Source organism: Mycobacterium sp. NGS16 (genome assembly GCF_059813225.1).
The window spans coordinates 222,582-248,757 of sequence record NZ_JCALEE010000004.1 but is presented as its reverse complement, the minus strand read 5'-3'; the positions used below and the strand labels follow the sequence as shown (position 1 = coordinate 248,757).

Genomic DNA, 26,176 nt, shown 5'->3' with positions numbered 1-26,176 from the left:
GTTGCCGCAGCTGATCGCTGCCGCCGACCCCTGACATCCACCCCATCCGTTCTGGAGTTTTCCACCATGGTTATCGCTGATCCTGTTGCGTTGCGGCGTTCGGGCTCCCGGCCCCGCTCGCTGCGCCTGCCCGACCTCCTGCAGACCACCGACCTGGCCGCCGACGCGGTGCTGGCCGGCCGCTACGAGCACCTGCTGCCCGCCGCCGGGCTGCCTGAAGACAGTCGCTGGTTCACCCGGATCCACGGTGACGAGCGGCTCGACATCTGGCTGATCAGCTGGGTGCCCGGACACCCCACCGAACTGCACGACCACGGCGACTCGCTCGGCGCCTTGACGGTGCTGTCCGGCTCCCTGGACGAATACCACTGGGACGGCGCCGGATTGGCGCGGCGCCGTCTCGAAGCCGGCGACCAGGCCGCATTTTCGCGGGGCTGGGTGCATGACGTCGTCTGGGCGCCGTCACGTCCCGGACCGACGCTGAGCGTGCACGCCTACTCCCCGCCGCTGGTCGAGATGTCCTACTACGACGTCGCGAGCGACAACACGTTGCGCCGGCAACGCACCGAACTCACCGAACACCCGGAGGCATCATGACCGCGACGCAGGTGACCAGTCGTATCGACGGGATGCTCGCCGCGGCACGGGCAAGGCTGCACCGGTTGACCGCCGAGGAGCTACCCGCAGCGCTGCGCGACGGCGCGATCTTGGTCGACATCCGTCCGGCGGCCCAGCGCGCCCGGGAAGGACACGTCCCCGCCGCCCTCGTGATCGAGCGCAATGTGCTGGAGTGGCGCTGCGACCCGACCAGCGACGCCCGGCTGCCGCAGGCCCTCGACGACGACGTGCAGTGGGTGATCCTGTGCTCGGAGGGCTACACCTCGAGTCTGGCCGCCGCCGCTCTGGTGGACCTGGGCCTGCATCGCGCCACCGATGTCATCGGCGGCTATCACGCCCTGGCCGCCGCCGGGGTGCTGGTGGAGCCGAAAGGGTCCCGGGGGCTCAACCGGCTAGGCATTGGAGTGCAGCAGCGGTCGGAGCCGCTCGGTTTTGTCCGGGGTCCACGCCGCTGGATGTAATATCGCCGCCCAGGCGTCGGCTACCTCGGCGACATAGCAGTGTCCGTGGCCGTCGGGCACGTCGACTGCTACCGCCATGTCGGCGGAGACCTGCAGGAACGTCACGATCGGCTTCCAATGCACTTGCGGCAGTACGTCATAGCCGCGCGGCTCGGACAGCCAGTCCGGCTTGTGGAACAGCAGATCCGGGTTCCACCAGGCGATCGGGTCAGATGCGTGCTGTAGGTACACCACGCGCGGGGTATCCCAGGGATCGTCTGGGCGCGTCAGGTCGGTCCGGCGGGCAACGAACCGCGCGTTGCGGCCGTGGTCGTAGATCGGCAGCCATTGCGGCGAACCGGGATCGCGGTTGACGGTCAGGTCTTTCCAGATGGTGTTCTGAAACGTCGGCCCGGAGAACAGCGCGCCGTCGGTGCGTGCCAGCACGTTGTTGAGGTTCATAAACGGTGCCTCGCCGCCGAAGGACCCGAGGCTCTCACCGAACACCACCAGCTTGGGGCGCCGGGACTCTGGCATGGCCCGTACCCGCTTGTCGACCGCCTCGAACAAGGCCTGTCCGGCCTGGCGGGCGTTCTCCTTGTCGACCAGGAAGGACAGCCAGCTCGGCAGGAACGAATACTGCATGCTCACGATCGCGGTGTCACCGTTGAACATGTACTCCAGGGCAGAGGCTTCGGCCTCATTGATCCAGCCGGTGCCGGTCGTGGTCGCCACCGCCACCACCGCACGGGTCAGCCCGCCGGTGCGGGCCAGTTCCGCGGCGGCCAGTTCGGCGGTCGCCTGGATCCCGTCAGCGGAGTTCAGGCCGGCGTAGGCGCGGATCGGCTCGACCGCCGGGGTGGCGTTGAAGGCGGTGAGCTGCGCGACGGTCGGTCCGCCGGCCACGAAGATGCGGCCCTGATGGCCCAGCGACTCCCAGGAGACCAGCGACTCAGGGCCGCCCGAACGCAGCCCGGTCGACGGCGCCGCCCGATCGGGGTCCAGCTCGTTGTTGACTCCGGCGAAGGAGTTGTTCAGCGTGCGCATGGTGAACTTCACCACCACACCGTTGAGCAGCGCGATGGTCAGCCCGGCCAGCAGCGCCACCACCACGACCAGCGAAACCCGTGGCGGCGCAATGCGGTTGAGTTGACGCACCGATGTGCGGACCACGATGCGCACCAACTGTCCGAGTTCGACCAGCACGAACAGGGTCAGCACCGCCAGCCCGGCCGCCATCGGGAAGCAGTACCAACTCAGCTGCGGTACGCCCATCAGCGAACGGACATCCCGCTGCCAGTCGTGGACGCGGACGATCATCACCACATGGATGACGACGGCGACCGGGATCAGCACCGCCCAGGCCCAGCCCGGCGCCGGCGGGCTGGTTTCCGCCGACCGCATGTAGCGCACCAGCCACACGATGAACACGCCGATTCCATACCCGGCGGCCCCGGACGCGCCGCTGACCAGCCCCTGGAACAGCGGTCCGCGGGGCAGCAGCGACGGCGTCATCGACAGCCAGATGAACACCAGTCCGGTCGCGGTACCGGTGAAGGTGTAATGCCGTATCCACCAAGGCCGTTCGGGCGACCCGGCCATCGCTTAGCGGTGGGTGAAGTTCGGTGCGCGCTTCTCGGTGAACGCCGCCATGCCCTCGGTCTGGTCCTCGGTAGCGAACGCCGAATGGAACAGCCGGCGCTCATAGAGCAGCCCCTCGGCCAGGGTGGATTCGAACGCCCGGTTGACGGCCTCCTTGGCCATCCGGGCCGCCGACAAGCTCATTCCCGCGATGGTGGCGGCGACCTTGTGAGCTTCGGCGAGCAGGTCGTCGGCCGGCACCACGCGGGACACCAGCCCGCTGCGTTCGGCCTCGGCCGCGTCGATGGTGCGGCCGGTCAGGATCAGGTCCATCGCCTTGGCCTTGCCGATGGCGCGGGTCAGCCGCTGGGAGCCGCCCATGCCGGGCAGCACGCCGAGTTTGATCTCCGGCTGGCCGAATTTGGCGGTGTCGGCGGCGATCAGCAGATCGCACATCATCGCCAGTTCGCAACCGCCGCCCAGGGCGTGCCCGGCGACCGCCGCGATGGTCGGGGTGCGCACCGCGGCCAGCTTGGACCAGGCGGCGAAGAAGTCGGCGGCGAACACCTCGGCGAAAGTCAAGTTCGCCATCTCCTTGATGTCCGCCCCGGCGGCGAACGCTTTGGCGCTCCCGGTGATGATGATCGCGCCGATTCCCGGATCGGCGTCGAATTCAGCTGCGGCGGTGGTGACTTCGTTCATCACCTGGCTGTTGAGCGCGTTGAGGGCCTGCGGCCGGTTCAAGGTGATGGTTCCGACGCGCCCGTCGCGGTCGACGAGAATCGTTTCGTATGTGTTCTGCGCCATGGGAAAGACTCCTTAAAAGGCTAGATCGGGTTCGGCGGGGGCGAAGTAGGTCTCGATGTCGGCGGCGCTCACCTCGGCCAGGGTTGCCGGCGACCACTGCGGGTTGCGGTCCTTGTCGACCAACTGGGCGCGGATGCCCTCCACCAGGTCGTGGGAGCGCAGTGAGGCGGTCGACACCCGGAATTCCTGGACCAGAACGTCTTCCAGAGTGGCCAGACTGCCTGCCCGGCGCACCGACTCCAGCGTCACCGCACACGCGATCGGCGAGCGGGTGCCGATCAGCTCTGCGGCGGCGGTGGCGCCGGGGCTGCCGTGGCCGGCCAGCGCCGCGGTGATTTCGGCGACGGTGTCGTGGGCATAACACTCGTCGATCCACTCGCGTTGCGCGGCAAGCGGGCTCGGTGGCGGTTCGACCGCGTGGCGCTGCAGTGCCTCAGCGACCCCGTCGGCGACGATCGTCGCGGTGAAGTCGCCCAACGCGTCGTGCGGTACGAAGTGGTCGGCGAAGCCCAGCGCGATGGCATCCGCGCCGGAGAACGGTGCGCCCGTCAGCGCCGCATGCAGGCCCAGGTGACCGGGTGCACGCGACAACAGATAGGTGCCGCCCACATCGGGGATGAAGCCGATACCCACTTCGGGCATCGCCATCTTCGTGGTGTCGGTGACCACACGCGTGTTGGCGTGCGCGCCCACCCCGACGCCGCCGCCCATCACGATGCCGTCCATCAAGGACACGTACGGCTTGCCGAACGCACCGATCTGGGCATTGAGCAGGTACTCGTCGTGCCAGAAGCGCCGCGCGTCGGCGCCGTCGGCTTTGGCGCTGTGATAGATCGCGACCACGTCTCCGCCTGCGCACAGCCCGCGCTCCCCGGCCCCCGACAGCACCACGGCACGCACTGACGGATCATCAGCCCAGGTGGATAGCGCCGTCGTCATCGCGGTCACCATCGGCAGGGTCAGGGAGTTGATCGCCTGCGGACGGTTCAGGGTCAGCAGCCCGACCCCGCTATCGACGCGGGCCAGTACCTCGTCAGATTCACCTGTCACGCCTTCGCAATGTAGATCCCTACCCGCGGTCGTCCATCCGCGGGTAAGGTTTGGCGGAAGAACGGCCGGACGCCGGGAACTCCGGCGGGCCGCGGATCGTTGATCAGTTGTTCGCACATCTTCGTGTCAGAGCACAAGACAGCATTAGAGAGGATCGGGAAGGTGCGGGAGACCAGCAACCCGGTATTTCGTTCGTTGCCCAAACAGGGCGGTTACGCGCAGTTCGGAACCGGCTTCGGTCAGGCCACCGCCGGCGCAGCCCAGCAGATGACCCCGGGTTATCCCGGCCTGCAGGGCCCGCAGACCGACTATCGGCGGGAGGTCAGTCGCCCGCTCACCATCGACGACGTCGTCACCAAGACCGGTATCACGCTGGGGGTGCTCAGCGTCGCCGCGATCGTGTCCTTCTTCTTGGTGTCGGCCAACCAGGCGCTTGCCGGCCCGCTGACCTTCATCGGCGCGTTCGGCGGGCTGGCGCTGGTCATGGTCGGCATGTTCGCCCGCAAGCAGGACAGCAAGGCGCTGGTGCTCAGCTACGCGGTGCTCGAGGGGCTGTTCCTCGGTGCCATCTCCTTCGTGCTGACCGCGGTCACGGTGGGGACCAGCAATGCCGGCTCGATGATCGGTCAGGCCGTGATGGGCACCTTCGGGGTGTTCGGCGGCATGCTGGTGGTCTACAAGACCGGCGCCATCCGCGTCACCCCGAAGTTCACCCGGATGCTGGTGGGCGCGATGTTCGGGGTGCTGGCCCTGATGATCGGCAACCTGGTGCTGTCGCTGTTCGGCGTCAGTGGTGGTGAGGGTCTGGGCCTGCGCAGCGGCGGGACCCTGTCGATCGTGTTCTCGCTGGTGTGCATCGGCATCGCCGCGTTCAGCTTCCTGATCGACTTCGACGCGGCGGATCAGCTGATCCGGGCCGGGGCGCCGGAGAAGGCGGCCTGGGGTATCGCACTCGGTCTGACCGTGACGCTGGTCTGGCTGTACCTGGAGATCCTGCGCCTGCTCAGCTACTTCCAGAACGAGTGACCTTCGTCTTTCCCCGTTGACTCTGCGCTGAGGGCGCAAAAGTGCGAGTAGCACCTGCCCTCAGCGCAGAGTCATTTCTGCTGTGGCTGACGGCCCGCGGTTCGGCGATCGGCCTGTCACCCTCTGGGCATGGCGGAGCCCTTCATCGGCAGTGAGGCGTTGGCGACCTGGGCAGGCGGGGCAGTATCGGGCAGGCGGTCGCCAGGCTCGACGCGTTGGCGCATGCCACCGGCCTCAAGGTCGAGCAGGTGGCGGATCTCGCCGCCCGGCATCGGCACACCCGCGGCCTGCGGCAATTGGAAGCTGCCCTCGATCTCGTCGACGCCGGAGCGCAGTCGCTGAAAGAGTCCTGGCTGCGGCTGCTGTTGATCAATGACGGCTACCCGAATACTTCCTGGACACGGGGTGGCAGGACCTCATGCTCACGGTCGAATACGACGGCGAACAACACCGCACCAGCCGCCCCCGGTTCGTCAAGGACGCCGAACGCCTCGAGTACATCCAGCAGGTCGGCTGGACGCATATCAGAGTGCTCGCCGAGCACCGGGGCTGCGACGTGATTCGCCGCGTCAAGCGGGCTTGGGACGCCCCAAGACGGCAACGGAGAAATTAGGAGAGGCGCTCCACCACCATCGCCATGCCCTGGCCGCCGCCCACACACATGGTCTCCACGCCGAAGGTCTTGTCGTGGGTGGCCAGGTTGTTCAGCAGGGTGGCGGTGATGCGGGCGCCGGTCATGCCGAACGGGTGGCCCAGGGCGATCGCACCGCCGGACACGTTCAGCTTGTCCTCGTCGATACCGAGCTCGCGGGCCGAGCCGAGCACCTGCACGGCGAAGGCCTCGTTGATCTCGAACAGGTCGATGTCGGAGACCGACATCTTGGCGTTGGCCAGTGCCTTCTTAACCGCCTCGATCGGGCCCAGGCCCATGATCTCCGGCGACAGGCCCGACACCCCAGTGGACACGATCCGGGCCAGCGGCTTGAGGCCCAGCTGCTTGGCCTTGGTGTCGCTGGTGATGACCACCGCGGCCGCGCCGTCATTCAGCGGGCAGGCGTTGCCGGCGGTCACCGTGCCGTTTTCCCGGAATACCGGCTTGAGCTGGCTGATCTTCTCGTAGGTGGTGCCGGCGCGCGGGCCGTCGTCGGTGCTGACCACGGTGCCGTCCGGCAGCGTGACCGGGGAGATCTCGCGGGCGAAGAAGCCGCTCTTGATGGCTTCCTCGGCCCGGTTCTGGCTGCGCACGCCCCAGTGGTCCTGGTCTTCGCGGCTGATCCCGGTGTGCAGCACGACGTTCTCGGCGGTCTGGCCCATCGCGATGTAGATGTCGGGCAGGTTGCCGTCGGCGCGCGGGTCGTGCCACTCGGTAGCGCCGGCCGCGGCGGCCTCGGTGCGGGCCACCGCGTCGTTGAACAGCGGATTCTTGCTGTTCGGAGCGCCATCGGCGGCGCCGATACCGAACTGGGAAACGGTCTCCACCCCAGCGGAGATGAAGGCGTCGCCCTCGCCGGCCTTGATCGCATGGAACGCCATCCGGGTGGTCTGCAGCGACGACGAGCAGTAGCGGTTCACCGTGGTGCCCGGCAGGAAGTCGTAGCCGAGCAGCACCGCGACGACGCGCGCGATGTTGTAGCCGGATGCGCCGCCCGGCTGGCCGCAGCCCATCATCAGGTCGTCGATCTGGTGCGGGTTCAGCTCGGGCACCTTGTCCAGCGCGGCGCGCACCATCTGGGCGGCCAGGTCATCGGGCCGCATGGTGACCAGCGATCCCTTGCCGGCCCGGCCGATCGGCGAACGAGCAGTTGAGACGATGACAGCTTCGGGCACTTCTGGCTCCTCTGGTCGGGTACTCCAGGGAAATCTAGTCCGCTCAGGCCATCACGCGTGAATCGGCCTCGTCCAGCGCGGCGCACAGTGCCGGGATCAGTTGACTCGCCGCCAGCGCATAACCCGCCGCCGACGGGTGGTACTGGTCCTGGGCGAACAGCAAGCCGGGGGAGTTGCGAAACGCCGGCGTGCGCAAGTCGGCGAACGGGACGGCGATACCGCCGGCGGCCTTGACCGCCTGGGTCTGGGCCCGGGCCAGCTGCCGCGCCCGGGTGTGCGCGACCCAGCGCAGCGGTTGGGGGATCACGCTGATCACCGAGAAATCGGGGCAGGTGCCGACGACCACCACCGCACCGCTGCAGCGCAGCCGCCTTACCGCCGCGTGCAGCCGCTGCGCCGCGCCGGCGATCCCGTTGAGCGTGGTGACGTCGTTCGCGCCGATCATGATCACCGCCGCGTCCGGTGGCGGCCCGGCGACGAACATCGCGTCGACTTGCCCGGCGAGGCCCTTGGAGGTGGCGCCCACGATCGCCTTGGTGCTCAGCCGAACCCGTTTACCGGTCCGCTCCGCCAGCGCCCTGGCGATCAGCGCGCCGGGGACCTCCTCGGCCGAACAGCAGCCGTAGCCGGTCCCGGTCGAGTCGCCGAACATCATCAGGTGCAGATCGACGCCCAGGCCACGCTGAAAGCGCTGCACGGTGGTCTCGCCAGCAACGTATATGCCATCGGCGCGCGGTGGGATCTGGCATGCCCTAGGGATGGTTTGGCGGGCCAGGTCGGCCTGACCGGCCAACAGATTGCGCACACCCAGGTAGAGGGTTCCGCTGGAGGCGAGCGCGCCGGCGGTGGCCAGCGTGATCGCCGACCGCCGCGCCACCCGGATCCCCATGCCGCAAGTTTAGGCGAGCAAGCACCCCGGGGACCGGGTGTAGCAAACACAAATGATCACGATGCGGACCCGAAGCCGTATCGGAACGACTCTTAGGATCTCTTCACAAACGCGGCCGTGTGACGATACGAGCTACCGCGTTGGCTGTGCCGGCCGGGGCCGGCTGGAGGGAGTGTGCACCATGACCGCGCCCAGCAAGATTGCCAGCTCGCCGCGCACATTCAGCGGTCTGCGGCCCGGACCGCGAACCCACCGCTTCCCCCGCAATGACGGCCTGCCCGTCGAGGTCGTCGAGGACCCTCCCAGCGTCGAAGGACGGCTGGCGTGGCTGGCGGCCCGGCCCACGATCCGGACGGTGCTCTCGGTCGGCAGCTACCTTCCGCGCATGCCGTGGCCGTTCGGCCTGCTGGACTTCGCCGCCAAGGCGGTGCTGCCGGCGCCGGGTACCGTGCGCGCCACCATCCGGCTGCCGCGCTGCACCGCCCAGATGGTGCGGGCCGCCGGTGTTTTGCCGCCCGACGGCACCCGCCGGGTGGTGCTGTACATGCACGGCGGGGCCTTTCTGACCTGCGGGGCCAACACCCACGGCCGGCTGGTCACCAAGCTGTCGAAGTACGCCGACAGCCCGGTGTTGGTGGTCGAGTACCGGATGATCCCCAAGCACTCCATCGCCGACGCGATCGACGACTGCTACGACGCCTACCGGTGGCTGCGCCGCCAGGGCTACACACCGGACCAGATCGTGCTGGCCGGCGACTCAGCCGGCGGCTACCTGTCGCTGGCGCTGGCGGAAAAGCTGTTGGAGCAGGGCGACGAAGCCCCGGCGGCGATCGTCGCGATGTCGCCGCTGCTGGAGATCGCCAAGGAAGCCAAGAAGGCCCACCGGAACATCCACGTCGATGCGATGTTCCCGCCCAAGGCGTTCGACGCGTTCGTCGAGCTGATCGAAGATGCGGCACGGCGGGACCGCGTCCACGGCGGTGACATCCTCGAACCACTGCAGCACGTCAAGCCGGGGCTGCCGCGCACCCTGATCCACGTCTCCGGCTCCGAAGTGCTGCTGCACGACGCGCGGTTGGGCGCCAAGGTGCTGGCCGCAGCCGGCGTCCCGGTCGAACTGCGGGTGTGGCCCGGCCAGATCCACGTCTTCCAGATCACCGCACCGTTCGTGCCGGAGGCCACCCGGTCGCTGCGCCAGATCGGCGAATACATCCGCGAAGCCACCGGCTGACCCGGAGGGACCAACAACCTGAGACGATGGCAGACATGCGGATAGCGCGCCACATCAGTGATCTCATCGGCAACACCCCCCTGGTCGAGCTGGGTTCGATCGTTCCCGCCGGCGCGGGACGGGTGGTGGCCAAGATCGAATACCTCAACCCGGGCGCGAGCTCCAAGGACCGCATCGCGGTGAAGATGATCGACGCGGCCGAGGCCAGCGGGGCGCTCAAGCCCGGCGGCACCATCGTCGAACCCACCTCCGGCAACACCGGTGTCGGCTTGGCGCTGGTCGCGCAGCGCCGCGGCTACAAGTGCGTATTCGTCTGCCCGGACAAGGTCAGCGAGGACAAGCAGAACGTGTTGCGGGCCTACGGCGCCGAGGTCGTGGTGTGCCCGACTGCGGTGCCGCCCGACGATCCGGCCAGCTACTACAGCGTGTCCAACCGGCTGGTCGAAGAGATCGACGGCGCCTGGAAGCCCGACCAGTACTCCAACCCGGCCGGCCCGGAGAGTCACTACGAGACCACCGGTCCGGAGGTCTGGGCCGACACCGACGGCCAGGTCACCCACTTCGTCGCCGGGATCGGCACCGGCGGCACCATCACCGGCACCGGCCGCTACCTCAAGGAGGTGTCGGGCGGCCGGGTGCGGATCATCGGCGCCGACCCGGAAGGCTCGGTGTACTCCGGCGGTACCGGGCGGCCGTATCTGGTGGAAGGCGTCGGTGAGGACTTCTGGCCGGCCGCCTACGACCCGAGCATCCCTGACGAGATCATCGCGGTGTCCGACGCCGACTCGTTCGACATGACCCGGCGCCTGGCCCGCGAGGAAGCGCTGCTGGTCGGCGGGTCCTGCGGAATGGCCGTGGTGGCCGCGGTGGAAGCGGCCGTCAAAGCCGGGCCCGATGCGCTCGTGGTGGTGCTGTTGCCGGACGGCGGCCGCGGCTACATGTCGAAGATCTTCAACGACGCCTGGATGTCGTCCTACGGGTTCCTGCGCTCCCGGCTGGACGGCTCGACCGTGCAGCCCACCGTCGCCGACGTGCTGCGCGCCAAGTCCGGGGTGTTGCCGGACCTGGTGCACACCCACCCGTCGGAGACCCTGCGCGACGCCATCGGGATCCTGCGGGAGTACGGAGTGTCGCAGATGCCCGTCGTCGGCGCCGAGCCACCGGTGATGGCGGGGGAGGTGGCCGGCAGCGTGTCCGAGCGCGAACTGCTCTCGGCGGTCTTCGAAGGCCGCGCCAAGCTGGCCGACGCGGTGTCGCAGCACATGGGTCCGCCGCTGCCGCTGATCGGCTCGGGTGAAGTGGTCGGCGTCGCCGCCACCACGCTGCGAGAGGTGGACGCGGTGATGGTGGTCGAAGACGGCAAGCCGGTCGGGGTGATCACCCGCCACGACCTGTTGGGTTTCCTCTCCGACGGGCCGCGTCGCAGGTAGCCACGGCGAGGGTGCCTTGCGGTAGCGTGGCAATCCGCACCAATCGATTCGCCAGAAGGGTTGCCCATGACTGACTTCCCGCAGCCGCCCCAGGGCAATTACCCGCCCCCGCCCGGCGACTACCCGCCCCCGGGTAACTACCCGCCGCCGCCGGGTAACTACCCGCCGCCGCCCGGTAACTACCCGCCCCCGCCGCCGGGTAACTACCCGCCGCCGCCGCCCGGCAACTACCCGCCCCCGCCGCCGGGATACGCCTCGGCCGGAAGCCCGGTCGGCCAGCTTCCGCAGGAGGCCTACACGTCGTGGCTGACCCGGGTGGGCGCCTACTTCATCGACTTCATCCCCATCCTGGTGCTCTACGGAATCCCGTCGATGATCGCCGGATCTACGGCGAAGAAGGAGTGCATCACCACGTCGACGGGGTTCGCCTGCACCGTCAGCCCGTCCGGCGCCGGCGCGATGCTGATGTTCGTCGGTTGGGTGGCGGCGCTCGGTTACGGAATCTGGAACTTCGGTTACCGGCAAGGGGTCACTGGGTCGAGCATCGGCAAATCGGTGATGAAGTTCAAGGTCGTCTCCGAGGCCACCGGCCAGCCGATCGGGTTCGGCATGTCGGTCGTGCGGCAGCTGGCTCACATCATCGACGGCGCCATCTTGTGTATCGGCTACCTGTTCCCGCTCTGGGACGCCAAACGGCAGACGCTCGCCGACAAGATCATGACCACCGTCTGCCTGCCGATCCGGTGAGCCAGGGTCAAGGACACGGCCTAAAGGGCCTGTCCACCAAGGCGATCCACGCCGGATTCCGTCCCGACCCGGCGACCGGCGCGGTCAACGCCCCGATCTACGCCAGTAGTACCTTCGCCCAGGACGGTGTCGGCGGCCTGCGCGGCGGGTACGAGTACGCCCGCACCGGAAACCCGACCCGGGCCGCGCTGGAGACCGCTCTGGCCGCGGTCGAGCACGGCAGTTTCGGACGCGCGTTCTCCTCCGGGATGGCCGCGACGGACTGCGCGCTGCGGGCGATGCTGCGCCCGGGCGACCACCTGATCATCCCGGACGATGCCTATGGGGGCACCTTCCGGCTGATCGACAAGGTGTTCACCCACTGGGGTGTGGCCCACACCCCGGTCGCGTTGGCCGACCTGGACGCGGTGCGCGCCGTGCTCACCGACAAGACCCGGCTGATCTGGGTGGAGACCCCCACCAACCCGTTGTTGTCGATCAGTGACATCGAAGGCATTGCGGCAATCGGTCGCAAATCCGGCGCAAAGGTGCTGGTGGACAACACCTTCGCTTCGCCGGCGCTGCAACAGCCGCTGACGCTGGGCGCCGACGTGGTGCTGCATTCGACCACCAAATACATCGGCGGTCACTCCGACGTGGTCGGCGGCGCGCTGATCACCGACGACGAGGAACTCGACGCCGCCTTCGCGTTCCTGCAGAACGGCGCCGGCGCGGTGCCCGGCCCCTTCGACGCCTACCTGACCCTGCGGGGCCTCAAGACGCTGGTGCTGCGGATGCAGCGGCACAGCGAGAATGCGACCGCGGTGGCGGAGTTCCTCACCGGGCACCCAGCGGTGGAGCGTGTGCTCTACCCGGGCCTGTCCGGCCACCCCGGCCACGACGTAGCCGCACGCCAGATGCGCGGGTTCGGCGGCATGGTCTCGGTGCGGATGCGCGGCGGGCGGGCAGCCGCCGAGAAGCTCTGCGCCGCAACCGAGATCTTCATCCTGGCCGAGTCCCTGGGCGGGGTGGAATCACTGATCGAGCACCCCGGCGCGATGACGCATGCGTCGACGGCCGGCTCGCAACTGGAGGTTCCCGACGACCTGGTGCGCCTGTCGGTGGGCATCGAGGACATCGACGACCTGCTCGATGATCTCAAGCAGGCGCTGGGCTGAGCGCCCGGCTCAGGAGTGGTAGGGCTCCGCGCTGATCAGGGTCACCGTGACGGTCTTGCCGCTGGGCACGGTGTAGCTGCGCTCTTCGCCCTCCTTGGCGCCGAGCAGCGCGTGACCAAGCGGTGAGTTCGGTGAGTACACCTCAAGCTTGTCGTCATTGACGCCCTCCTGGCGGGTGGCGATCAGGAAGGTCTCGGTGTCGGACTTGTCGCCGTCGTAGTAGACCTTGACCACCGATCCGGGCAGCGCCACCCCGGACTGGGTGGGCGCCTCGCCGACCTTGGCGTTGTTGAGCAGCTCCTGCAGCTGGCGGATGCGGGCTTCTTGCTGACCCTGCTCCTCGCGGGCGGCGTGGTAGCCGCCGTTCTCCCGCAGGTCGCCCTCTTCGCGGCGGTCGTTGATCTCCGCAGCGATCACCGGACGGTTCGCGATCAGCTGGTCGAGCTCGGCCTTGAGCCGGTCGTGCGACTCCTGCGTCAACCAGGTCACCTGGGTGTCCGTCATCTCAGTGTGCTCCTCGTGTCGTCGGACCCGGCGATCCAGCCAGCGGGGTCGACGTCGTTCTAATGCAGCAATACACGGTCCCAGCTGGAACCGTGTATCCGTCGAGGGTACCACCGCGAAGTCACGGTGACTTCAGGTAACCGGGCACGTCGGTGCCGCAGCCGTAGATGTCGCCCATCACCGGCGGCTGGGAGGATTTGACGATCGTCGTCACCTGGACGGTCGCCGACTGCGACGGCGGAATCAGCACTTCACGGCGGCCCGCCTCGCTGCCGTCGCCGGCTCGCACCCGCACGATGCACACCGCCGGCTGGGACGGATCGGATCGGGTCACGCTGATCTTTACCGACACCGTCTGGTCGTCGATCACCTCATACCCGTACAGCTCGCCCTTCACGTCGGCGGTGGTCAACCGCTGATAGCCCAGCACGGCGACGCCAGCGGCCGTCGCGACAGCCAGTGCACCCAGCATGATCGCCAGCAGGCGCCGGGGCAGGGCGCGGCCGCGGGTGCTCGGGTAGCGGGCCGGCTCGGAGTCGGTCATCGTCGCGGTGTGTTCCATGGTCGTGAGTCGGGATCGGTTACCGCGCCCGCCGCAGATGGTGGAACGATGGGGGCCGGAAACCAACAGGAACTATAGGGGACTTTGCACATGAGCGGACTGCGGTTGATGGCGGTGCACGCGCACCCCGACGACGAGTCCAGCAAGGGCGCGGCGACGTTGGCCCGCTACGCCGCCGCCGGCCACCGGGTCATGGTGGTGACACTGACCGGCGGTGAACGCGGCGACATCCTCAACCCCGCCATGGATCTGCCCGAGGTCCACGGCCACATCGCCGAGATTCGCCGCGACGAGATGGCCAAGGCCGCCGAGATCCTCGGCGTCGAGCATCACTGGCTGGGTTTCATCGACTCCGGCCTGCCCAAGGGTGACCCGTTGCCGCCGCTGCCCGAGGACTGCTTCGCCCTGGTGCCCCTGGAGGTGTCGACCGAGCGGCTCGTGGAAATCGTTCGGGACTTCCGTCCGCATGTGATGACCACCTACGACGAGAACGGCGGCTACCCGCACCCCGACCACATCCGCTGCCACCAGGTCTCGGTGGCCGCATTCGAGGCTGCCGGGGACTACCGCCGCTACCCGCAGGCCGGCGCCCCCTGGACGGTCTCGAAGCTGTACTACAACCACGGATTCCTGCGTCAGCGGATGCAGTTGCTGCAGGACGAGTTCGCCAAGCACGGCGAGGTCGGTCCGTTCGCGAAGTGGCTGGAGCACTGGCGGCCCGATCACGACGTGTTCGCCGAGCGGGTGACCAGCCGGATCCAGTGCGCCGAGTACTTCAGCCAGCGCGACGATGCCCTGCGCGCGCACGCCACTCAGATCGACCCGAACGGCGATTTCTTCGCGGCTCCGATCGAGTGGCAGCAACGCCTGTGGCCGACCGAGGAGTTCGAGCTGGCCCGGTCTCGGGTGCCGGTGACGCTGCCGGAGACCGACCTGTTCGCCGGGATCGAGGATGAGTCATGAATCATGTTGTGCTCACCGCACTTTGGGTCTTGGCCGACGACGTGCCCCGCGACACCGGGCCGGACTTCGGCAAGGCGAGCCCGGTCGGGCTGCTGGTCATCGTGCTACTGCTGCTCGGCACGTTCTTCCTGGTGTGGTCGATGAACCGGCAGCTGAAGAAGGTGCCGGAATCCTTCGACCGGGAGGATCCGGCCGCCGATCAGGCCGCCGACGAAGGCACGCTGGACCCGGGACCGGACTCGGCGGGTTAGACAGGGTTCGTTCATGGCCAATCGTCTCGCAACGTCCGCCAGCCCGTATCTGCGCCAACACGCCGACAACCCGGTGCACTGGCAGGAGTGGACCCCCGAGGCGTTGGCCGAAGCCGCCGAACGCGACGTACCGATCCTGCTGTCGGTCGGCTACGCAGCCTGCCACTGGTGTCACGTGATGGCGCACGGGTCCTTCGAGGACGCAGACGTCGCCGCGGTGATGAACGAGGGCTTTGTGTGCATCAAAGTCGACCGGGAGGAGCGCCCGGACATCGACGCGATCTACATGAACGCCACCATGGCGCTCACCGGGCGGGGCGGCTGGCCGATGACGTGTTTCCTGACTCCGGACGGCCGGCCGTTCTATTGCGGCACCTACTACCCGAAAGACACGTTCTTGAACCTGCTTTCGGCGATCTCGGAGACCTGGCGCCAGCGCCGTGACGAAGTCGAGGACGCCTCGGACCGCATCGCCGGTGAACTGCGCTCGATGGCTGCCCGGTTGCCCGGAGACGGACCGCCCATCGACGCCATGCTCTGCGACGGCGCCGTGGCGGCGGTGCTGCGTGACGAGGACACCGCCCACGGAGGTTTCGGCGGCGCACCGAAGTTCCCGCCGTCGGCGATGATGGAAACCCTGCTGCGCCACTACGAACGGACCGCGGGCCGCCCGGCGCTGGAGGCGGTGGCGCGCGTCGGCGCGGCGATGGCGCGCGGTGGGATCTACGACCAGCTCGCCGGCGGCTTTGCCCGCTACAGCGTCGACAACGCTTGGGTGGTCCCGCATTTCGAGAAGATGCTGTACGACAATGCGTTGCTGTTGCGGGCCTATGCGCACTGGGCGCGGCGCACCGGCGACCCGCTGGCCCGCAGGGTCGCCGAGCAGACCGCCCGGTTTTTGCTCGAGGAACTTTCCGCGGGCGCCATGTTCGTCTCGTCGCTGGATGCCGACGCTGACGGCCGAGAGGGCTCGACGTATGTCTGGACGCGCCAGCAGCTGACCGAGGTGCTCGGCGATGACGACGGACGTTGGGCGGCAGACGTTTTCGGGGTGACGGCGAGCGGCACATTTGAATCCGGCACGTCGGTGCTGCAACTTCCGGTCGATCCCGACGATCCGGAGCGGCTGGAGCGGGTGCGGCAGCGGTTGCTGGTCGCCCGGCGGTCCCGCGCCCAACCCGCACGTGATGACAAGGTGGTCACCGCCTGGAACGGTATGGCGATCACAGCTCTGACCGAAGCCGCTGTGGCACTGGGCGATTCGGGTCTGATCTCCGCGGCTCAAGACTGCGCGGCAGCGTTGCTCGACGTGCACCTGGTGGACGGGCGGCTGCGGCGAGCCAGTCTGGGCGGCCGGGCCGGGCACAGCGCAGGCATCCTGGAGGACTACGGCGCGCTGGCCACCGGACTGCTCAGCATCTATCAGCTGGACGGCGACCCGAGGTGGCGGGATACCGCCGCGGGTCTGCTGGACACCGCGCTGGCCCACTTCACCGACCCGGCGCAGCCCGGGCGCTGGTTCGACAGCGCCGACGACGCCGAAGTGCTGGTGCTGCGTCCCGGCGACCCGCTGGACGGGGCCACCCCGTCGGGGGCGGCGCTGATCACCGAGGCGCTGCTGACCGCGGCGCACCTGGTCGAGGCCGACCGCAGCGAGCGTTATCGGCAGGCCGCCGCCGACGCGCTGGCGGCGCACAGTGCGCTGCTGGCCCGCGCGCCGCGCTCGGTCGGGCATTGGCTGGCCGTCGCCGAGGCCTACATCCGGGGCCCGCTGCAGATCGCCGTGGCCTGCCAGAGCACCGACTCGGCGCTGCTGGCCGAGGCGCGCCGCCTGGCGCCCGGCGGCACGATCGTGGTCGGCGGTGCGCCCGGCTCGTCGGAGCTTCTGATCGGGCGAGACCGGGTCGACGGCGCCGATGCCGCCTACGTCTGCCGCGGCCCGGTCTGTGACCTGCCGGTGGGCAGCGCCGCGGAGCTGGCCGTGGCCCTCGAGGTGCCCGGCGGGCCAGCGCCGGGTGTAACGTGCGGCACATGACGAGCGCACCCGACAAGGCACAGGCCATCACCGAGACCGTCCACCGCTACATCGAGTTGGTCGGCAGCGGTGACGCTGACGATCTGGTCGGGCTGTACGCGGCCGACGCCACCCTGGAGGACCCGGTCGGTGGCGAGGTGCACATCGGGCATCAGGCCATCCGCAACTTCTACTCGGCCATCACCGGTCTGGACCGCAAGTCCGAGCTGGTCACGCTGCGCGTGGCCGGCAACGAGGCGGCGTTCCACTTCGCGCTGACCATTACCAACGGCGATCACCGGATGCGCATCGAGCCGATCGACGTGATGGTGTTCGACGGTGACGGCAAGATCGCCGGGATGAAGGCCTACTGGTCGGCGGAGAACATCACCCAGCTGTAAGCCGCGCTCACGACAGCGCGGCGAACCAGATCGCGATGTACTGGCAGATCGCCGCCACCGCGGTGCAGGCGTGGAAGAACTCGTGGTAACCGAAGGTCTGCGGCCACGGGTCCGGCCACTTCAGGGCGTACATGATCGCCCCGATGCTGTAGAGCATGCCGCCGACGGTCAGCAGCACCATCGCCGCCACCCCGGCGTTGTGCATGATCGTCGCGATGAAAAACGCTGACACCCAGCCCAGCAGCAGATACAGCGGTACACCGACCCACTTCGGGGCGGTCGGCCAGCACAGCTTCAGCACCACCCCGGCCAGCGCGCCGCCCCACACGATGGTCATCACCAGCCGCTCCTGGGCGTCGTGGTCCATCGCCAGCAGCGCGAACGGGGTGTAGGTGCCGGCGATGAAGATGAAGATCATCGCGTGGTCGAGCCGCTTCATCCTGACCCGGGTGGCGACCGATTTCCAGGTCACCCGGTGATAGGTGGCGCTGACGGCGAACATGCCGACCACCGAGATGGTGTAGGCCAACGTCGCCAGACCTGCCTCGGCGCCGGCCAGCGGCCAGGTCACCCCGATCAAGGTGGCCCCGGCGATGACCGCCACGATGGCCGCCACCAGGTGAATCCATCCGCGTGCTCGCGGCTTGGTGTGTGCCGCAAGGACGTCTGTGGGCAGCTCACTCGGGTTCGGTTCGGCGATGGTGTCGGCGTGCGTGCTCATGAACCTTTCCTCCAGGGGATTCGGCGGATGCGATTCGCGGCAACTTCTGCCGATCACAGTAGTCTGGGTTTTTGTGGCGATCATCCCGGCGCGCCTGAAAGAGCCGCTGTACCGGCTCTATGAAATGCGCCTCCGGCAGGGGCTCGCGGCCTCCCGGCCGGCGTTGCCGCGGCATATCGCCGTGCTCTGCGACGGCAACCGGCGCTGGGCGCGCGATGCCGGCTACGACGACGTCAGCTACGGCTACCGGATGGGTGCGGCCAAGATCGCCGAGATGCTGCGCTGGTGTGCCGACGCCGGCATCGAGATGGCCACCGTCTACCTGCTGTCCACCGAGAACCTGCAGCGCGACCCCGCAGAGCTCGCCGCGCTGATCGAGATCATCACCGACGTGGTGGAGGAGATCTGTGCGCCCGCCAACCGGTGGAGCGTGCGCACCGTCGGGGACCTGGAGCTGTTGGGCGAGGAGCCGGCCCGCCGGCTACGGGAGGCCGTGGACTCCACGAACAAGGACGGTGGCTACTCCACCCTCCATGTCAACGTCGCCGTCGGCTACGGCGGGCGCCAGGAGATCGTCGACGCCGTGCGCGGCCTGCTCAGCAAGGAATTGGCCAACGGTGCCACCGCCGAGGAGCTCGTCGAGGCGGTCACCGCCGACGGCATCTCGGAGAATCTCTACACCTCGGGCCAGCCGGACCCGGACCTGGTGATCCGCACCTCCGGGGAACAGCGGCTGTCGGGATTCCTGCTGTGGCAGAGCGCCTACTCGGAGATGTGGTTCACCGAGGCGCATTGGCCGGCTTTCCGTCGGGTCGACTTCCTGCGGGCGCTGCGCGACTACACCGTGCGGCACCGGCGATTCGGGAGGTAGCGCGGCCGTGGTGGTGCTCTCGGCGCTGGTTTTCACCCTGAGCTGGTGGCTCGGGATGTACCTGCTGGCCCGCGACCCGCGCAAGCCGGTACTGGTGCTGGCTGCCGCCGGGCTGTGCGGTTTCGCGGCGGTGGTCGCCGCCGACGCCGTGCGCGCGGTGTGGCAGCCGGTGCTGCTCGGCCGGCTGGAGATCTATCTGGCCGTGGTGCCGGGGGTGGCCTGGTTCGCGGTGCTGCTGGAGCTGAGCCGGCCGTGCGACCGCTGGTCTCACCGCCGTCGCGACACCCTGCTCATCGGTGGGGTCGCCGCCGCGGCCCTGGCCGGGGCGGCGTGGGCCGGCACCGTCGACGGCCCGTTGCGCCCCGGGCACTGGCTGCTGTTCGCCGTGGTTTCGGTGTCCACGCTGGGGGCGATGGTCAAGGCCCTCATCCGGCCCGCCCAGCCCGGCTCGGTGCTCGGCGTGGTGATCGTTGCGACGTTGTTCTTCGCCCTGGCCAACGCGATCCTGATCATTCCGCTCGGCGTGGTGCCCAGCGGGATCGCGCTGGCCGGCACCGGCTTCGACGTGCTGCTGCTGGGGCTGGCGGTCGCGCTGTGGGATGCCTTCGACGAAGGCCAGGCCCTGCGGCTGGACATGCTGCGCTCATTTCTGGCCGCGGTCGCGATGGCGGCGCTGCTCGGTGGGCAGGTGCTGATCGGGTTGGCGATGACCCGAGGCGAACCCGCCGCGCAGACCGCGCTGACGGTGCTGCTGTTCACCACGATCGCGGTCGGCATCGAAGTCCAGGTGTTCGTCGACCGGCTGGCCGGGTTCTGGGACCGGCTGGCGTTCTGGCGGTCCCCGGCATTGCGCGCCGACCGCGCCGCCTTGCGCGACACCGAGGCCGCGCTGGCGCTGCGCTCGACCGGCCCGCTCGACGACGTCGACGAGGAGACCTTTGTCCGGCTGACCCGGCGGGCGTTGGCCCACTACGGGGACCTGTCGAAGCTCGTCGCCAGCCCACTGACCGCGCTGCCGGCCATCGACGAGCGGTTGGCCGCCCGCGGTGTCCCGGACGCGCCGCTGGAACGCGCCAACGAGCTCAAGGCGCTGCTGGCCGACCGCATCGCGGCGCTCAAACCGCGCGACTGCGGCGAGTTCGGCACCACCGAACAGTGGCGCCACTACAACGCCCTGTATTTCCCGTATGTGGTCGGGGTGCGCGCCTATGCGCAGAACGCCACCGCGGCCGGGTTGGATCCGACCGCCCGCCAAGCCTGGCAGTGGTTGGTCACCGAGGTGCCGCAGCGCTCGCTGCACAACTGGCAGAACGCTGCCGCCCGGGTGATCGCCGCCGACTTGCGCGGCCGGGTCACGGTGTCGTCGGGCCGCTGACCTGCGGTTGGCAGTGCTTGGCAGTGTCGCGGGTCGATGTGGCAGTGGCCGGCGAGCAACGTCGGGGGTGTACCTAGCCGTCCTCGTCGACCCCCGAAGGGAGTTCCCCATGACCGCCATCACCACCCGGGTCTTGTCCGACTCGACCGACTCTCTGCTGCGCTTTGCCCTGCGAGCCGACGCCGCCGTGACCGGAGTCATCGGCCTGGCGGGTCTGTTCGCCGCCCGCCCGATGGCGGCGCTGACCGGGCTGACCCCGGCCCACGAATACGCGCTGGCCGCCTTCTGTGTGCTCTACGGCGCGGTGGTCTACGTCCTGGCCGCGCTGCCGGAGGTGCGCCGGGCCGGTATCGGCGTGATCGCCGCCAACCTGGCGTGCACGGTGGCCGCCGTCGCGGTGCTCGAGGCTGGCGTGCTGCCGTTGACCGGGGTCGGCGTCGCAGCAATGCTGGCCAGCGCCGCCTACACCGCGTCCTTCGCCGTCGCGCAGTACCGCGGGCTGCGCCGCCTGCGCTGACTTGGGGCCCGGGAGCGTGTCGCCCCGGCCGTCACCGTCTACAGTTCTCTCCCATGATGTGGCGGCTGGCGGCGATGACGCTGATTCCCGGAACGCTGATTTTCGCCGCCGCGCCGGCACAGGCCGACGAGAAGGGCTACCTCGGTTACCTGGAGTCGCACGGCTTCAAGTACCAGAACAGTCCGGGGCTCAGCACGCCGTCCGGCGCGGTGACGTTCGGCGAGATCATCTGCCAGAACTTGCGCCGCGGCCGTCCCGCCCGGGACCGGTTCGACAAGAAGATCGCTGACGGCATTCCCAAAGTCGTGGTCGACGCCGCGCAGAACGAGATGTGCCCGGAGACCTTGGCCGCTGCCGCGACCCCGACGCCGGTGACGCCGCCGCCGGGTGCCCCCGAACCGCCGCCGCCCGGCTTCCCGCCGCCGCCCGGCTTCCCGCCGCCGCCTGAGTTCCCGCCGCCGCCCGGCTTCCCGCCGCCGCCTGAGTTCCCGCCGCCACCGCCGGCTCCCGAGCCACCGCCGCCCCCGCCGGCACCGGAACCGCCGGGACCCCAGCCCCAGCCGGGGACCGCAACGCAGCCCTAGATCGCCGCGAGTTAGAGCTTGCGCAGCCGCAGCCGGTTGATGGAGTGGTCGGCGTCCTTGCGCAGCACCAGGGTGGCCCGCGGCCGGGTGGGCAGGATGTTCTCGACCAGATTCGGCCGGTTGATGGAGCGCCAGATGTCGCGCGCAGCCGTCACCGCCTGCTGATCGTTGAGCGCTGCGTAGTGGTGGAAGTGCGACTCCGGATTGGCGAACGAGGTGGAGCGCATCGCCAGGAACCGCGAGATGTACCAGTGCTCGATGTCTTCCACCCGGGCGTCGACGTAGAGCGAAAAGTCGAACAGGTCCGAGACCATCAGCGTGGGCCCGGTCTGCAGCACGTTGAGGCCCTCGAGGATCAAGATGTCGGGGTGGCGGACTACTTGTTTGGCGCCGGGGACGATGTCGTAGCTCAGGTGGGAGTACACCGGTGCGCACGCGTAGTCGGCGCCCGATTTCACCGAGGTGACAAAGCGCATCAGCGCGCGCCTGTTGTAGCTCTCCGGAAACCCTTTGCGGTGCATCAGGTTCCGGCGTTCCAGCTCCTGGTTGGGATAGAGGAACCCGTCGGTGGTGACCAGATCCACCCGCGGGTGGTGGTCCCAGCGGGCCAACAGCGCCTGCAGCACGCGGGCCGTCGTCGACTTGCCGACGGCCACACTGCCGGCCACGCCGATGATGAACGGCACCGGCCGGTCCGGGTTCTTATCGTTCTCGCCGAGGAACTCCGCGGTGGCGGCGAAGAGCCGCTGACGGGCGGCGACCTGCAGGTGCAGAAGACGTGCCAGCGGCAGATAGACCTCTTCGACCTCGAGCAGGTCGACCTGCTCGCCGAGGCCGCGCAAGGCCACGACCTCTTCTTCGGTCAACGGAAGCGGCGTCGACATGCGCAGCGTCCGCCATTGACGTCGGTCGAACTCCACATAGGGACTCGGCTCGCTAAGCCGCCGCATGACCATACAGTCTTGCAGCAGGCTCGCCGGTTAGCCTGATCGGGTATGGAGCCCGCCGAATTGATCCGCGAATACCTGCTGCTCGGTCTGCGCTTCGACCGGATCGAGCGGGGCTATGTCGACGCCTTCACCGGTGATCCGGCGCTGCAACGACTGGTCGAGGACGAGCCGATGCCCGACCCGGCGCTGCTGGCCCGGCAGGCCGAGAAGCTGCTCGCGGCGCTCCCGGCCGGCCTGGAGGCGGCGCGCGCCGACTACCTGCGGGTGCACCTGCGGGCGCTGGCGTGCGCGGGCCGCAAATTCACCGGGGAACAGGTCGGTTTCATCGACGAGGTGCGTGACTACTTCGACGTCGAGATCACCAAGGGTGACCCCGACCGCTACCGGCAGGCGCATGCCCGACTCAGTGAGCTGTTGGGTGGCGCCGGCCCGCTGGCCGACCGGATGTCGGCGCACCGCCGGGCCGAGGAGATTCCGCCGGGGCGGCTCGAGGCGGCCATTCACGCGTTCTCCTCGGCGCTGCGCGACCGGGTGCGCGCGCAGTTCCCGCTGCCGGAGACCGAGACCATCACCTACGAGGTCGTCACGGACAAGCCGTGGTCAGGGTTCAACTACTACCGCGGTGACTACCGCTCCACGGTGGCGGTCAACGCCGACCTCAAACAGCTGATGTCGAATCTGCCGAGGCTGGTGGCCCACGAGTCCTACCCGGGCCACCACACCGAGCACTGCCGCAAGGAGGCCGGGCTGGTCGCCCGGCTGGGCCAGGCCGAGCAGACCATTTTCCTGGTCAACACCCCGCAGTGCCTGATGGCCGAGGGCCTGGCCGACCTGGCGCTGTACGCCGCGGTGGGGCCTGGCTGGGGCGGCTGGGCCGCGGAGATCTACGCCGACCTGGGGCTGCGGTTCGACGGCGAACGAGCCGAGGCGATCTCGGAGGCCGCGGCGGCGCTGGCCGACGTGCGCCAAGATGCAGCGCTGATGCTGCACGACGAGCACCGCGACACCGACGAGGTCACCGATTACCTGCGCCGGTGGTTGCTGGTTCCGGAGGACCGGGCCCGCCAGACGCTGCGGTTCCTGTCCTCGCCGCTGTGGCGGGCCTACACCTCGACCTACGTGGAGGGCTACCGGCTGCTGCGTTCCTGGCTGGACGCCCGGCCGGCCGGCGTGAGTCTCACCGAGCGGTTCGGTCGGCTGCTCGACGAGCCGCTGATCCCGTCATCGCTGCGGGCCGAGCTGGCTCTATAGACTGGCCGGCGTGACTGCGATGCCCGAATCCCGCCCCGCCTCCGCTGTGTTGTCGGCCCCGTTGCGCGAGCTCGACCCCGATATCGCCGAGCTGCTCGGTAAGGAGCTGGGACGCCAGCGCGACACCCTGGAGATGATCGCGTCGGAGAACTTCGTGCCGCGCGCGGTGCTGCAGGCCCACGGCAGCGTGCTGACCAACAAGTACGCCGAGGGCCTGCCCGGCCGGCGCTACTACGGCGGCTGTGAGCATGTCGACGTCGTGGAGAACATCGCCCGCGACCGCGCCAAGGAACTGTTCGGCGCCGAATTCGCCAATGTGCAGCCGCACTCCGGTGCGCAGGCCAACGCCGCCGTACTGCAGGCGCTGATGGAGCCCGGCGACCGGCTGCTCGGCCTGGACCTGGCCAATGGGGGGCACCTGACCCACGGGATGCGCCTGAACTTCTCCGGCAAGCTCTACGAGAACGCCTTCTACGGCGTCGACCCGGTCACCCACCGCATCGATATGGACGTGGTTCGCGCTCAGGCGCTCGAGTTCAAGCCGAAGGTGATCATCGCCGGCTGGTCGGCGTACCCGCGCATCCTTGACTTTGAAGCCTTTGCGTCCATCGCCGACGAGGTGGACGCGACGCTGTGGGTGGACATGGCGCACTTCGCCGGGCTGGTGGCTGCCGGCCTGCACCCGTCGCCGGTGCCACACGCGCAGGTGGTGTCCACCACCGTCCACAAGACCCTCGGCGGCCCGCGGTCCGGGCTGATCGTCGGCAAGAAGGAGTTCGCCAAGCAGATCAACTCGGCGGTCTTCCCGGGCCAGCAGGGTGGGCCGCTGATGCACGTGATCGCCGCCAAGGCCGTCGCGCTGAAGATCGCCGGCACGCCGGAGTTCGCCGAGCGTCAGCAGCGGGTGCTCTCCGGCGCCAAGATCATCGCCGAGCGCCTGCTGGCCGCTGACGTCGCCAAGGCCGGTGTGTCGGTGGTCAGCGGCGGCACCGACGTGCACCTGGTGCTGGTGGACCTGCGGGACTCGCCGCTGGACGGGCAGATGGCCGAGGATCTGCTGCACGAGGTCGGCATCACCGTCAACCGCAACGCCGTCCCCAACGACCCGCGGCCGCCGATGGTCACCTCCGGGCTTCGGGTCGGCACTCCGGCGTTGGCCGCTCGTGGATTCGGCGACGCCGAGTTCACCGAGGTCGCCGACGTCATCGCCACCGCGCTGGCGGCCGGCTCGTCGGCCGACGTGCCGGCGCTGCGGGCCCGGGTCGCCAAGCTGGCGCAGGACTTCCCGCTCTATGACGGCCTGGAGGACTGGAAGCTCGCCTAACCGGGCGAACACGCCGTACCCCGAGTTGACAGGATAGTGTGAATTCGGGTTACAGTTACTTTCATGGCTGAACGTCCCGTTGCTAACGCACTGATCCGCGAGCTCGAACCGGTGGTTGCCGCGAACATGGTCCGGCACATCGACACCGTGGACCCGTGGTACGCGCACGACTACGTGCCGTTCGAGCAGGGCCAGAACTTCGCCTTCCTCGGCGGCAAGGACTGGGACCCGTCGCAGGTCACGCTGCCCAAGGTGATCACCGACGCCTGCGAGATCCTGCTCATCGAGAAGGACAGCCTGGCCGGCTACCACCGTGAGTTCGTCGAGCACTTCATCCTCGAGGACAAGTGGGGGCGCTGGATCGGCCGATGGACCGCCGAGGAGCACCTGCACGCCATCGCGTTGCGGGAATACCTGGTGGTGACCCGGGAGATCGACCCGGACGCCAATGAGCGGGTCCGCATGGAGCACGTGCAGAAGGGCTACCGCGCCGACCGCTACAGCCAGGTCGAGACGCTGGTGTTCATGGCCTTCTACGAACGCGCGTGCGCCGAGTTCTGCCGTAACCTGGCCGACCGCACCGACGAGCCGGTGCTCAAGGGCCTGATCGGCCGGATCGCCGGCGACGAGGAACGCCACGAGGAGTTCTTCGCCAACCTGGTCGGCCACTGCCTGGACTACACCCACGACGAGACGGTGGCCGCCATCGCCGCCCGGGCCGCCGAGCTGAAGGTCGTCGGCGCTGACATCGACGCCTACGCCGACCGGCAGGCCGGAATCGCCGAAGCGGGCATCTTCGGTCCCGACCAGTTGCGCCGGGTGATCTCGGATCGGATCAGTGCCTGGGGCCTGGCCGCGCACCCCGATCTCAAGCGGTTCGTCATCGGCTGATGAGCTCCGGCGCGCCTGCCCGGCAGGCTCGCGCCGACGGGGGTACCGTCGCAAGCGATGGCTAGCCACACGCTCTGCTGTCTAGGCGGCACCTCCGGTCATGACCACGACAGGACCGGCTCCGGTTCTGGTGCCACCGCCCCGTCGAATTGCTCGCGCGGGGCCGCGCGGGCCCGCACCCGCTGGAGCGCTTA

Annotated in this window: 26 protein-coding genes and 2 pseudogenes; 19 read left to right on the top strand and 9 right to left on the bottom strand. The window is 68.9% G+C overall.

What is annotated here, in order from left to right; genetic code table 11:
* The first annotated feature begins 66 nt into the window (after window positions 1–66).
* A complete protein-coding gene (locus AC5Y4Q_RS12900) occupies window positions 67–597 on the top strand; it encodes a cysteine dioxygenase (protein WP_064922523.1) in 531 nt (176 codons plus the stop codon).
* Window positions 594–1,001, top strand: a pseudogene (locus tag AC5Y4Q_RS12895) (rhodanese-like domain-containing protein); the annotation flags it as partial. The gene AC5Y4Q_RS12900 and the pseudogene AC5Y4Q_RS12895, both read left to right, overlap by 4 nt.
* 9 nt (window positions 1,002–1,010) lie before the next feature.
* Here the strand turns inward: AC5Y4Q_RS12895 and AC5Y4Q_RS12890 are convergent.
* Genes AC5Y4Q_RS12890 through AC5Y4Q_RS12880 form a run of 3 tightly spaced genes read right to left on the bottom strand, consistent with a single transcriptional unit; the run spans window position 1,011 to window position 4,496 of the window.
* Complete coding sequence (locus AC5Y4Q_RS12890; RefSeq protein ID WP_064922525.1) at window positions 1,011–2,660, bottom strand: alpha/beta hydrolase; 1,650 nt, start codon at window positions 2,658–2,660, stop codon at window positions 1,011–1,013.
* Window positions 2,661–2,663: 3 nt separating this feature from the next.
* A complete protein-coding gene (locus tag AC5Y4Q_RS12885) occupies window positions 2,664–3,446 on the bottom strand; it encodes an enoyl-CoA hydratase (protein WP_125225791.1) in 783 nt (260 codons plus the stop codon).
* A 12-nt stretch (window positions 3,447–3,458) separates the two neighbouring features.
* A complete protein-coding gene (locus AC5Y4Q_RS12880) occupies window positions 3,459–4,496 on the bottom strand; it encodes an enoyl-CoA hydratase/isomerase family protein (protein WP_064922527.1) in 1,038 nt (345 codons plus the stop codon).
* Window positions 4,497–4,658: 162 nt separating this feature from the next.
* On the opposite strand from AC5Y4Q_RS12880, the gene AC5Y4Q_RS12875 reads away from it, so the two are divergent.
* Window positions 4,659–5,522, top strand: coding sequence for a Bax inhibitor-1/YccA family protein (locus AC5Y4Q_RS12875; protein WP_064922528.1), 864 nt, complete (start codon window positions 4,659–4,661; stop codon window positions 5,520–5,522).
* A gap of 164 nt (window positions 5,523–5,686) precedes the next feature.
* Window positions 5,687–6,135, top strand: a pseudogene (locus tag AC5Y4Q_RS12870) (putative endonuclease domain-containing protein); the annotation flags it as partial.
* Here AC5Y4Q_RS12870 and AC5Y4Q_RS12865 read toward each other — a convergent pair.
* Both AC5Y4Q_RS12865 and AC5Y4Q_RS12860 read right to left on the bottom strand, forming a co-directional pair.
* The gene (locus tag AC5Y4Q_RS12865) at window positions 6,132–7,349 is read right to left on the bottom strand and encodes an acetyl-CoA C-acetyltransferase (protein WP_125225793.1); all 1,218 of its coding nucleotides are present in this window, start codon (window positions 7,347–7,349) and stop codon (window positions 6,132–6,134) included. The pseudogene AC5Y4Q_RS12870 and the gene AC5Y4Q_RS12865 overlap by 4 nt on opposite strands.
* Window positions 7,350–7,392: 43 nt before the next feature.
* Entirely contained in the window at window positions 7,393–8,238 is an 846-nt protein-coding gene (locus AC5Y4Q_RS12860; RefSeq protein WP_499959195.1) for an SGNH/GDSL hydrolase family protein, read from the bottom strand.
* 181 nt (window positions 8,239–8,419) lie between these two features.
* On the opposite strand from AC5Y4Q_RS12860, the gene AC5Y4Q_RS12855 reads away from it, so the two are divergent.
* The 4 genes from AC5Y4Q_RS12855 to AC5Y4Q_RS12840 all read left to right on the top strand — a co-directional run bounded on the left by AC5Y4Q_RS12855 (window position 8,420) and on the right by AC5Y4Q_RS12840 (window position 12,803).
* Window positions 8,420–9,469: an alpha/beta hydrolase gene (locus AC5Y4Q_RS12855; protein WP_064922537.1), complete on the top strand. Its 1,050-nt coding sequence runs from the start codon at window positions 8,420–8,422 to the stop codon at window positions 9,467–9,469.
* Window positions 9,470–9,504: 35 nt separating this feature from the next.
* On the top strand, window positions 9,505–10,899 hold the full coding sequence (locus AC5Y4Q_RS12850; protein ID WP_064922532.1) for a cystathionine beta-synthase: 1,395 nt from the start codon (window positions 9,505–9,507) through the stop codon (window positions 10,897–10,899).
* Window positions 10,900–10,965: 66 nt separating this feature from the next.
* Window positions 10,966–11,646, top strand: coding sequence for an RDD family protein (locus tag AC5Y4Q_RS12845; protein ID WP_499959193.1), 681 nt, complete (start codon window positions 10,966–10,968; stop codon window positions 11,644–11,646).
* The gene (locus AC5Y4Q_RS12840; protein ID WP_125226006.1) at window positions 11,643–12,803 is read left to right on the top strand and encodes a cystathionine gamma-synthase; all 1,161 of its coding nucleotides are present in this window, start codon (window positions 11,643–11,645) and stop codon (window positions 12,801–12,803) included. Before AC5Y4Q_RS12845 ends, AC5Y4Q_RS12840 begins: the two co-directional genes overlap by 4 nt.
* Before the next feature lie 9 nt (window positions 12,804–12,812).
* On the opposite strand, the gene greA is transcribed toward AC5Y4Q_RS12840, so the two are convergent.
* A complete protein-coding gene (greA, locus tag AC5Y4Q_RS12835) occupies window positions 12,813–13,307 on the bottom strand; it encodes a transcription elongation factor GreA (protein WP_064921033.1) in 495 nt (164 codons plus the stop codon).
* Between the two features lie 121 nt (window positions 13,308–13,428).
* Window positions 13,429–13,851, bottom strand: a complete 423-nt coding sequence (locus AC5Y4Q_RS12830; RefSeq protein ID WP_064921037.1) for a DUF4307 domain-containing protein — start codon at window positions 13,849–13,851, stop codon at window positions 13,429–13,431.
* Between the two features lie 108 nt (window positions 13,852–13,959).
* Between AC5Y4Q_RS12830 and mca the strand changes: the two genes are divergently transcribed.
* The 4 genes from mca to AC5Y4Q_RS12810 are packed head-to-tail and all read left to right on the top strand — an operon-like array spanning window position 13,960 to window position 17,498.
* The gene (mca, locus tag AC5Y4Q_RS12825) at window positions 13,960–14,832 is read left to right on the top strand and encodes a mycothiol conjugate amidase Mca (RefSeq protein ID WP_064921032.1); all 873 of its coding nucleotides are present in this window, start codon (window positions 13,960–13,962) and stop codon (window positions 14,830–14,832) included.
* Window positions 14,829–15,083: a hypothetical protein gene (locus tag AC5Y4Q_RS12820; protein WP_064921031.1), complete on the top strand. Its 255-nt coding sequence runs from the start codon at window positions 14,829–14,831 to the stop codon at window positions 15,081–15,083. The genes mca and AC5Y4Q_RS12820 overlap by 4 nt, the downstream gene beginning before the upstream one ends.
* Before the next feature lie 13 nt (window positions 15,084–15,096).
* A complete protein-coding gene (locus AC5Y4Q_RS12815) occupies window positions 15,097–17,118 on the top strand; it encodes a thioredoxin domain-containing protein (protein WP_125226007.1) in 2,022 nt (673 codons plus the stop codon).
* Window positions 17,115–17,498: a nuclear transport factor 2 family protein gene (locus AC5Y4Q_RS12810; RefSeq protein ID WP_064921029.1), complete on the top strand. Its 384-nt coding sequence runs from the start codon at window positions 17,115–17,117 to the stop codon at window positions 17,496–17,498. Before AC5Y4Q_RS12815 ends, AC5Y4Q_RS12810 begins: the two co-directional genes overlap by 4 nt.
* A 7-nt stretch (window positions 17,499–17,505) precedes the next feature.
* Here AC5Y4Q_RS12810 and trhA read toward each other — a convergent pair whose 3' ends face one another.
* Entirely contained in the window at window positions 17,506–18,219 is a 714-nt protein-coding gene (trhA, locus tag AC5Y4Q_RS12805) for a PAQR family membrane homeostasis protein TrhA (protein WP_064921028.1), read from the bottom strand.
* Window positions 18,220–18,292: 73 nt separating this feature from the next.
* Here trhA and AC5Y4Q_RS12800 point away from each other — a divergent pair, with 73 nt between their 5' ends.
* From AC5Y4Q_RS12800 to AC5Y4Q_RS12785, 4 genes are all read left to right on the top strand, one after another.
* Window positions 18,293–19,090, top strand: a complete 798-nt coding sequence (locus AC5Y4Q_RS12800; protein WP_064921027.1) for a (2Z,6E)-farnesyl diphosphate synthase — start codon at window positions 18,293–18,295, stop codon at window positions 19,088–19,090.
* A 7-nt stretch (window positions 19,091–19,097) separates the two neighbouring features.
* Window positions 19,098–20,465: a hypothetical protein gene (locus AC5Y4Q_RS12795; protein ID WP_109535617.1), complete on the top strand. Its 1,368-nt coding sequence runs from the start codon at window positions 19,098–19,100 to the stop codon at window positions 20,463–20,465.
* 109 nt (window positions 20,466–20,574) lie between these two features.
* A complete protein-coding gene (locus tag AC5Y4Q_RS12790) occupies window positions 20,575–20,982 on the top strand; it encodes a hypothetical protein (protein WP_064921026.1) in 408 nt (135 codons plus the stop codon).
* A 53-nt stretch (window positions 20,983–21,035) separates the two neighbouring features.
* A complete protein-coding gene (locus tag AC5Y4Q_RS12785; RefSeq protein ID WP_499959188.1) occupies window positions 21,036–21,566 on the top strand; it encodes a DUF732 domain-containing protein in 531 nt (176 codons plus the stop codon).
* A gap of 11 nt (window positions 21,567–21,577) precedes the next feature.
* Here AC5Y4Q_RS12785 and coaA read toward each other — a convergent pair whose 3' ends face one another.
* Window positions 21,578–22,516 carry a type I pantothenate kinase gene (gene coaA / locus AC5Y4Q_RS12780; RefSeq protein WP_064921034.1) on the bottom strand — a complete coding sequence of 313 codons (939 nt, stop codon included), beginning with the start codon at window positions 22,514–22,516 and terminating at the stop codon, window positions 21,578–21,580.
* Between the two features lie 45 nt (window positions 22,517–22,561).
* Here coaA and AC5Y4Q_RS12775 point away from each other — a divergent pair, with 45 nt between their 5' ends.
* The 3 genes from AC5Y4Q_RS12775 to AC5Y4Q_RS12765 all read left to right on the top strand — a co-directional run bounded on the left by AC5Y4Q_RS12775 (window position 22,562) and on the right by AC5Y4Q_RS12765 (window position 25,982).
* Window positions 22,562–23,767 carry a DUF885 domain-containing protein gene (locus AC5Y4Q_RS12775; RefSeq protein ID WP_125224709.1) on the top strand — a complete coding sequence of 402 codons (1,206 nt, stop codon included), beginning with the start codon at window positions 22,562–22,564 and terminating at the stop codon, window positions 23,765–23,767.
* 49 nt (window positions 23,768–23,816) lie between these two features.
* Window positions 23,817–25,091, top strand: coding sequence for a serine hydroxymethyltransferase (glyA, locus tag AC5Y4Q_RS12770; RefSeq protein ID WP_125224761.1), 1,275 nt, complete (start codon window positions 23,817–23,819; stop codon window positions 25,089–25,091).
* Between the two features lie 63 nt (window positions 25,092–25,154).
* A complete protein-coding gene (locus tag AC5Y4Q_RS12765) occupies window positions 25,155–25,982 on the top strand; it encodes an acyl-ACP desaturase (RefSeq protein WP_064921023.1) in 828 nt (275 codons plus the stop codon).
* Window positions 25,983–26,176 lie beyond the last annotated feature (194 nt).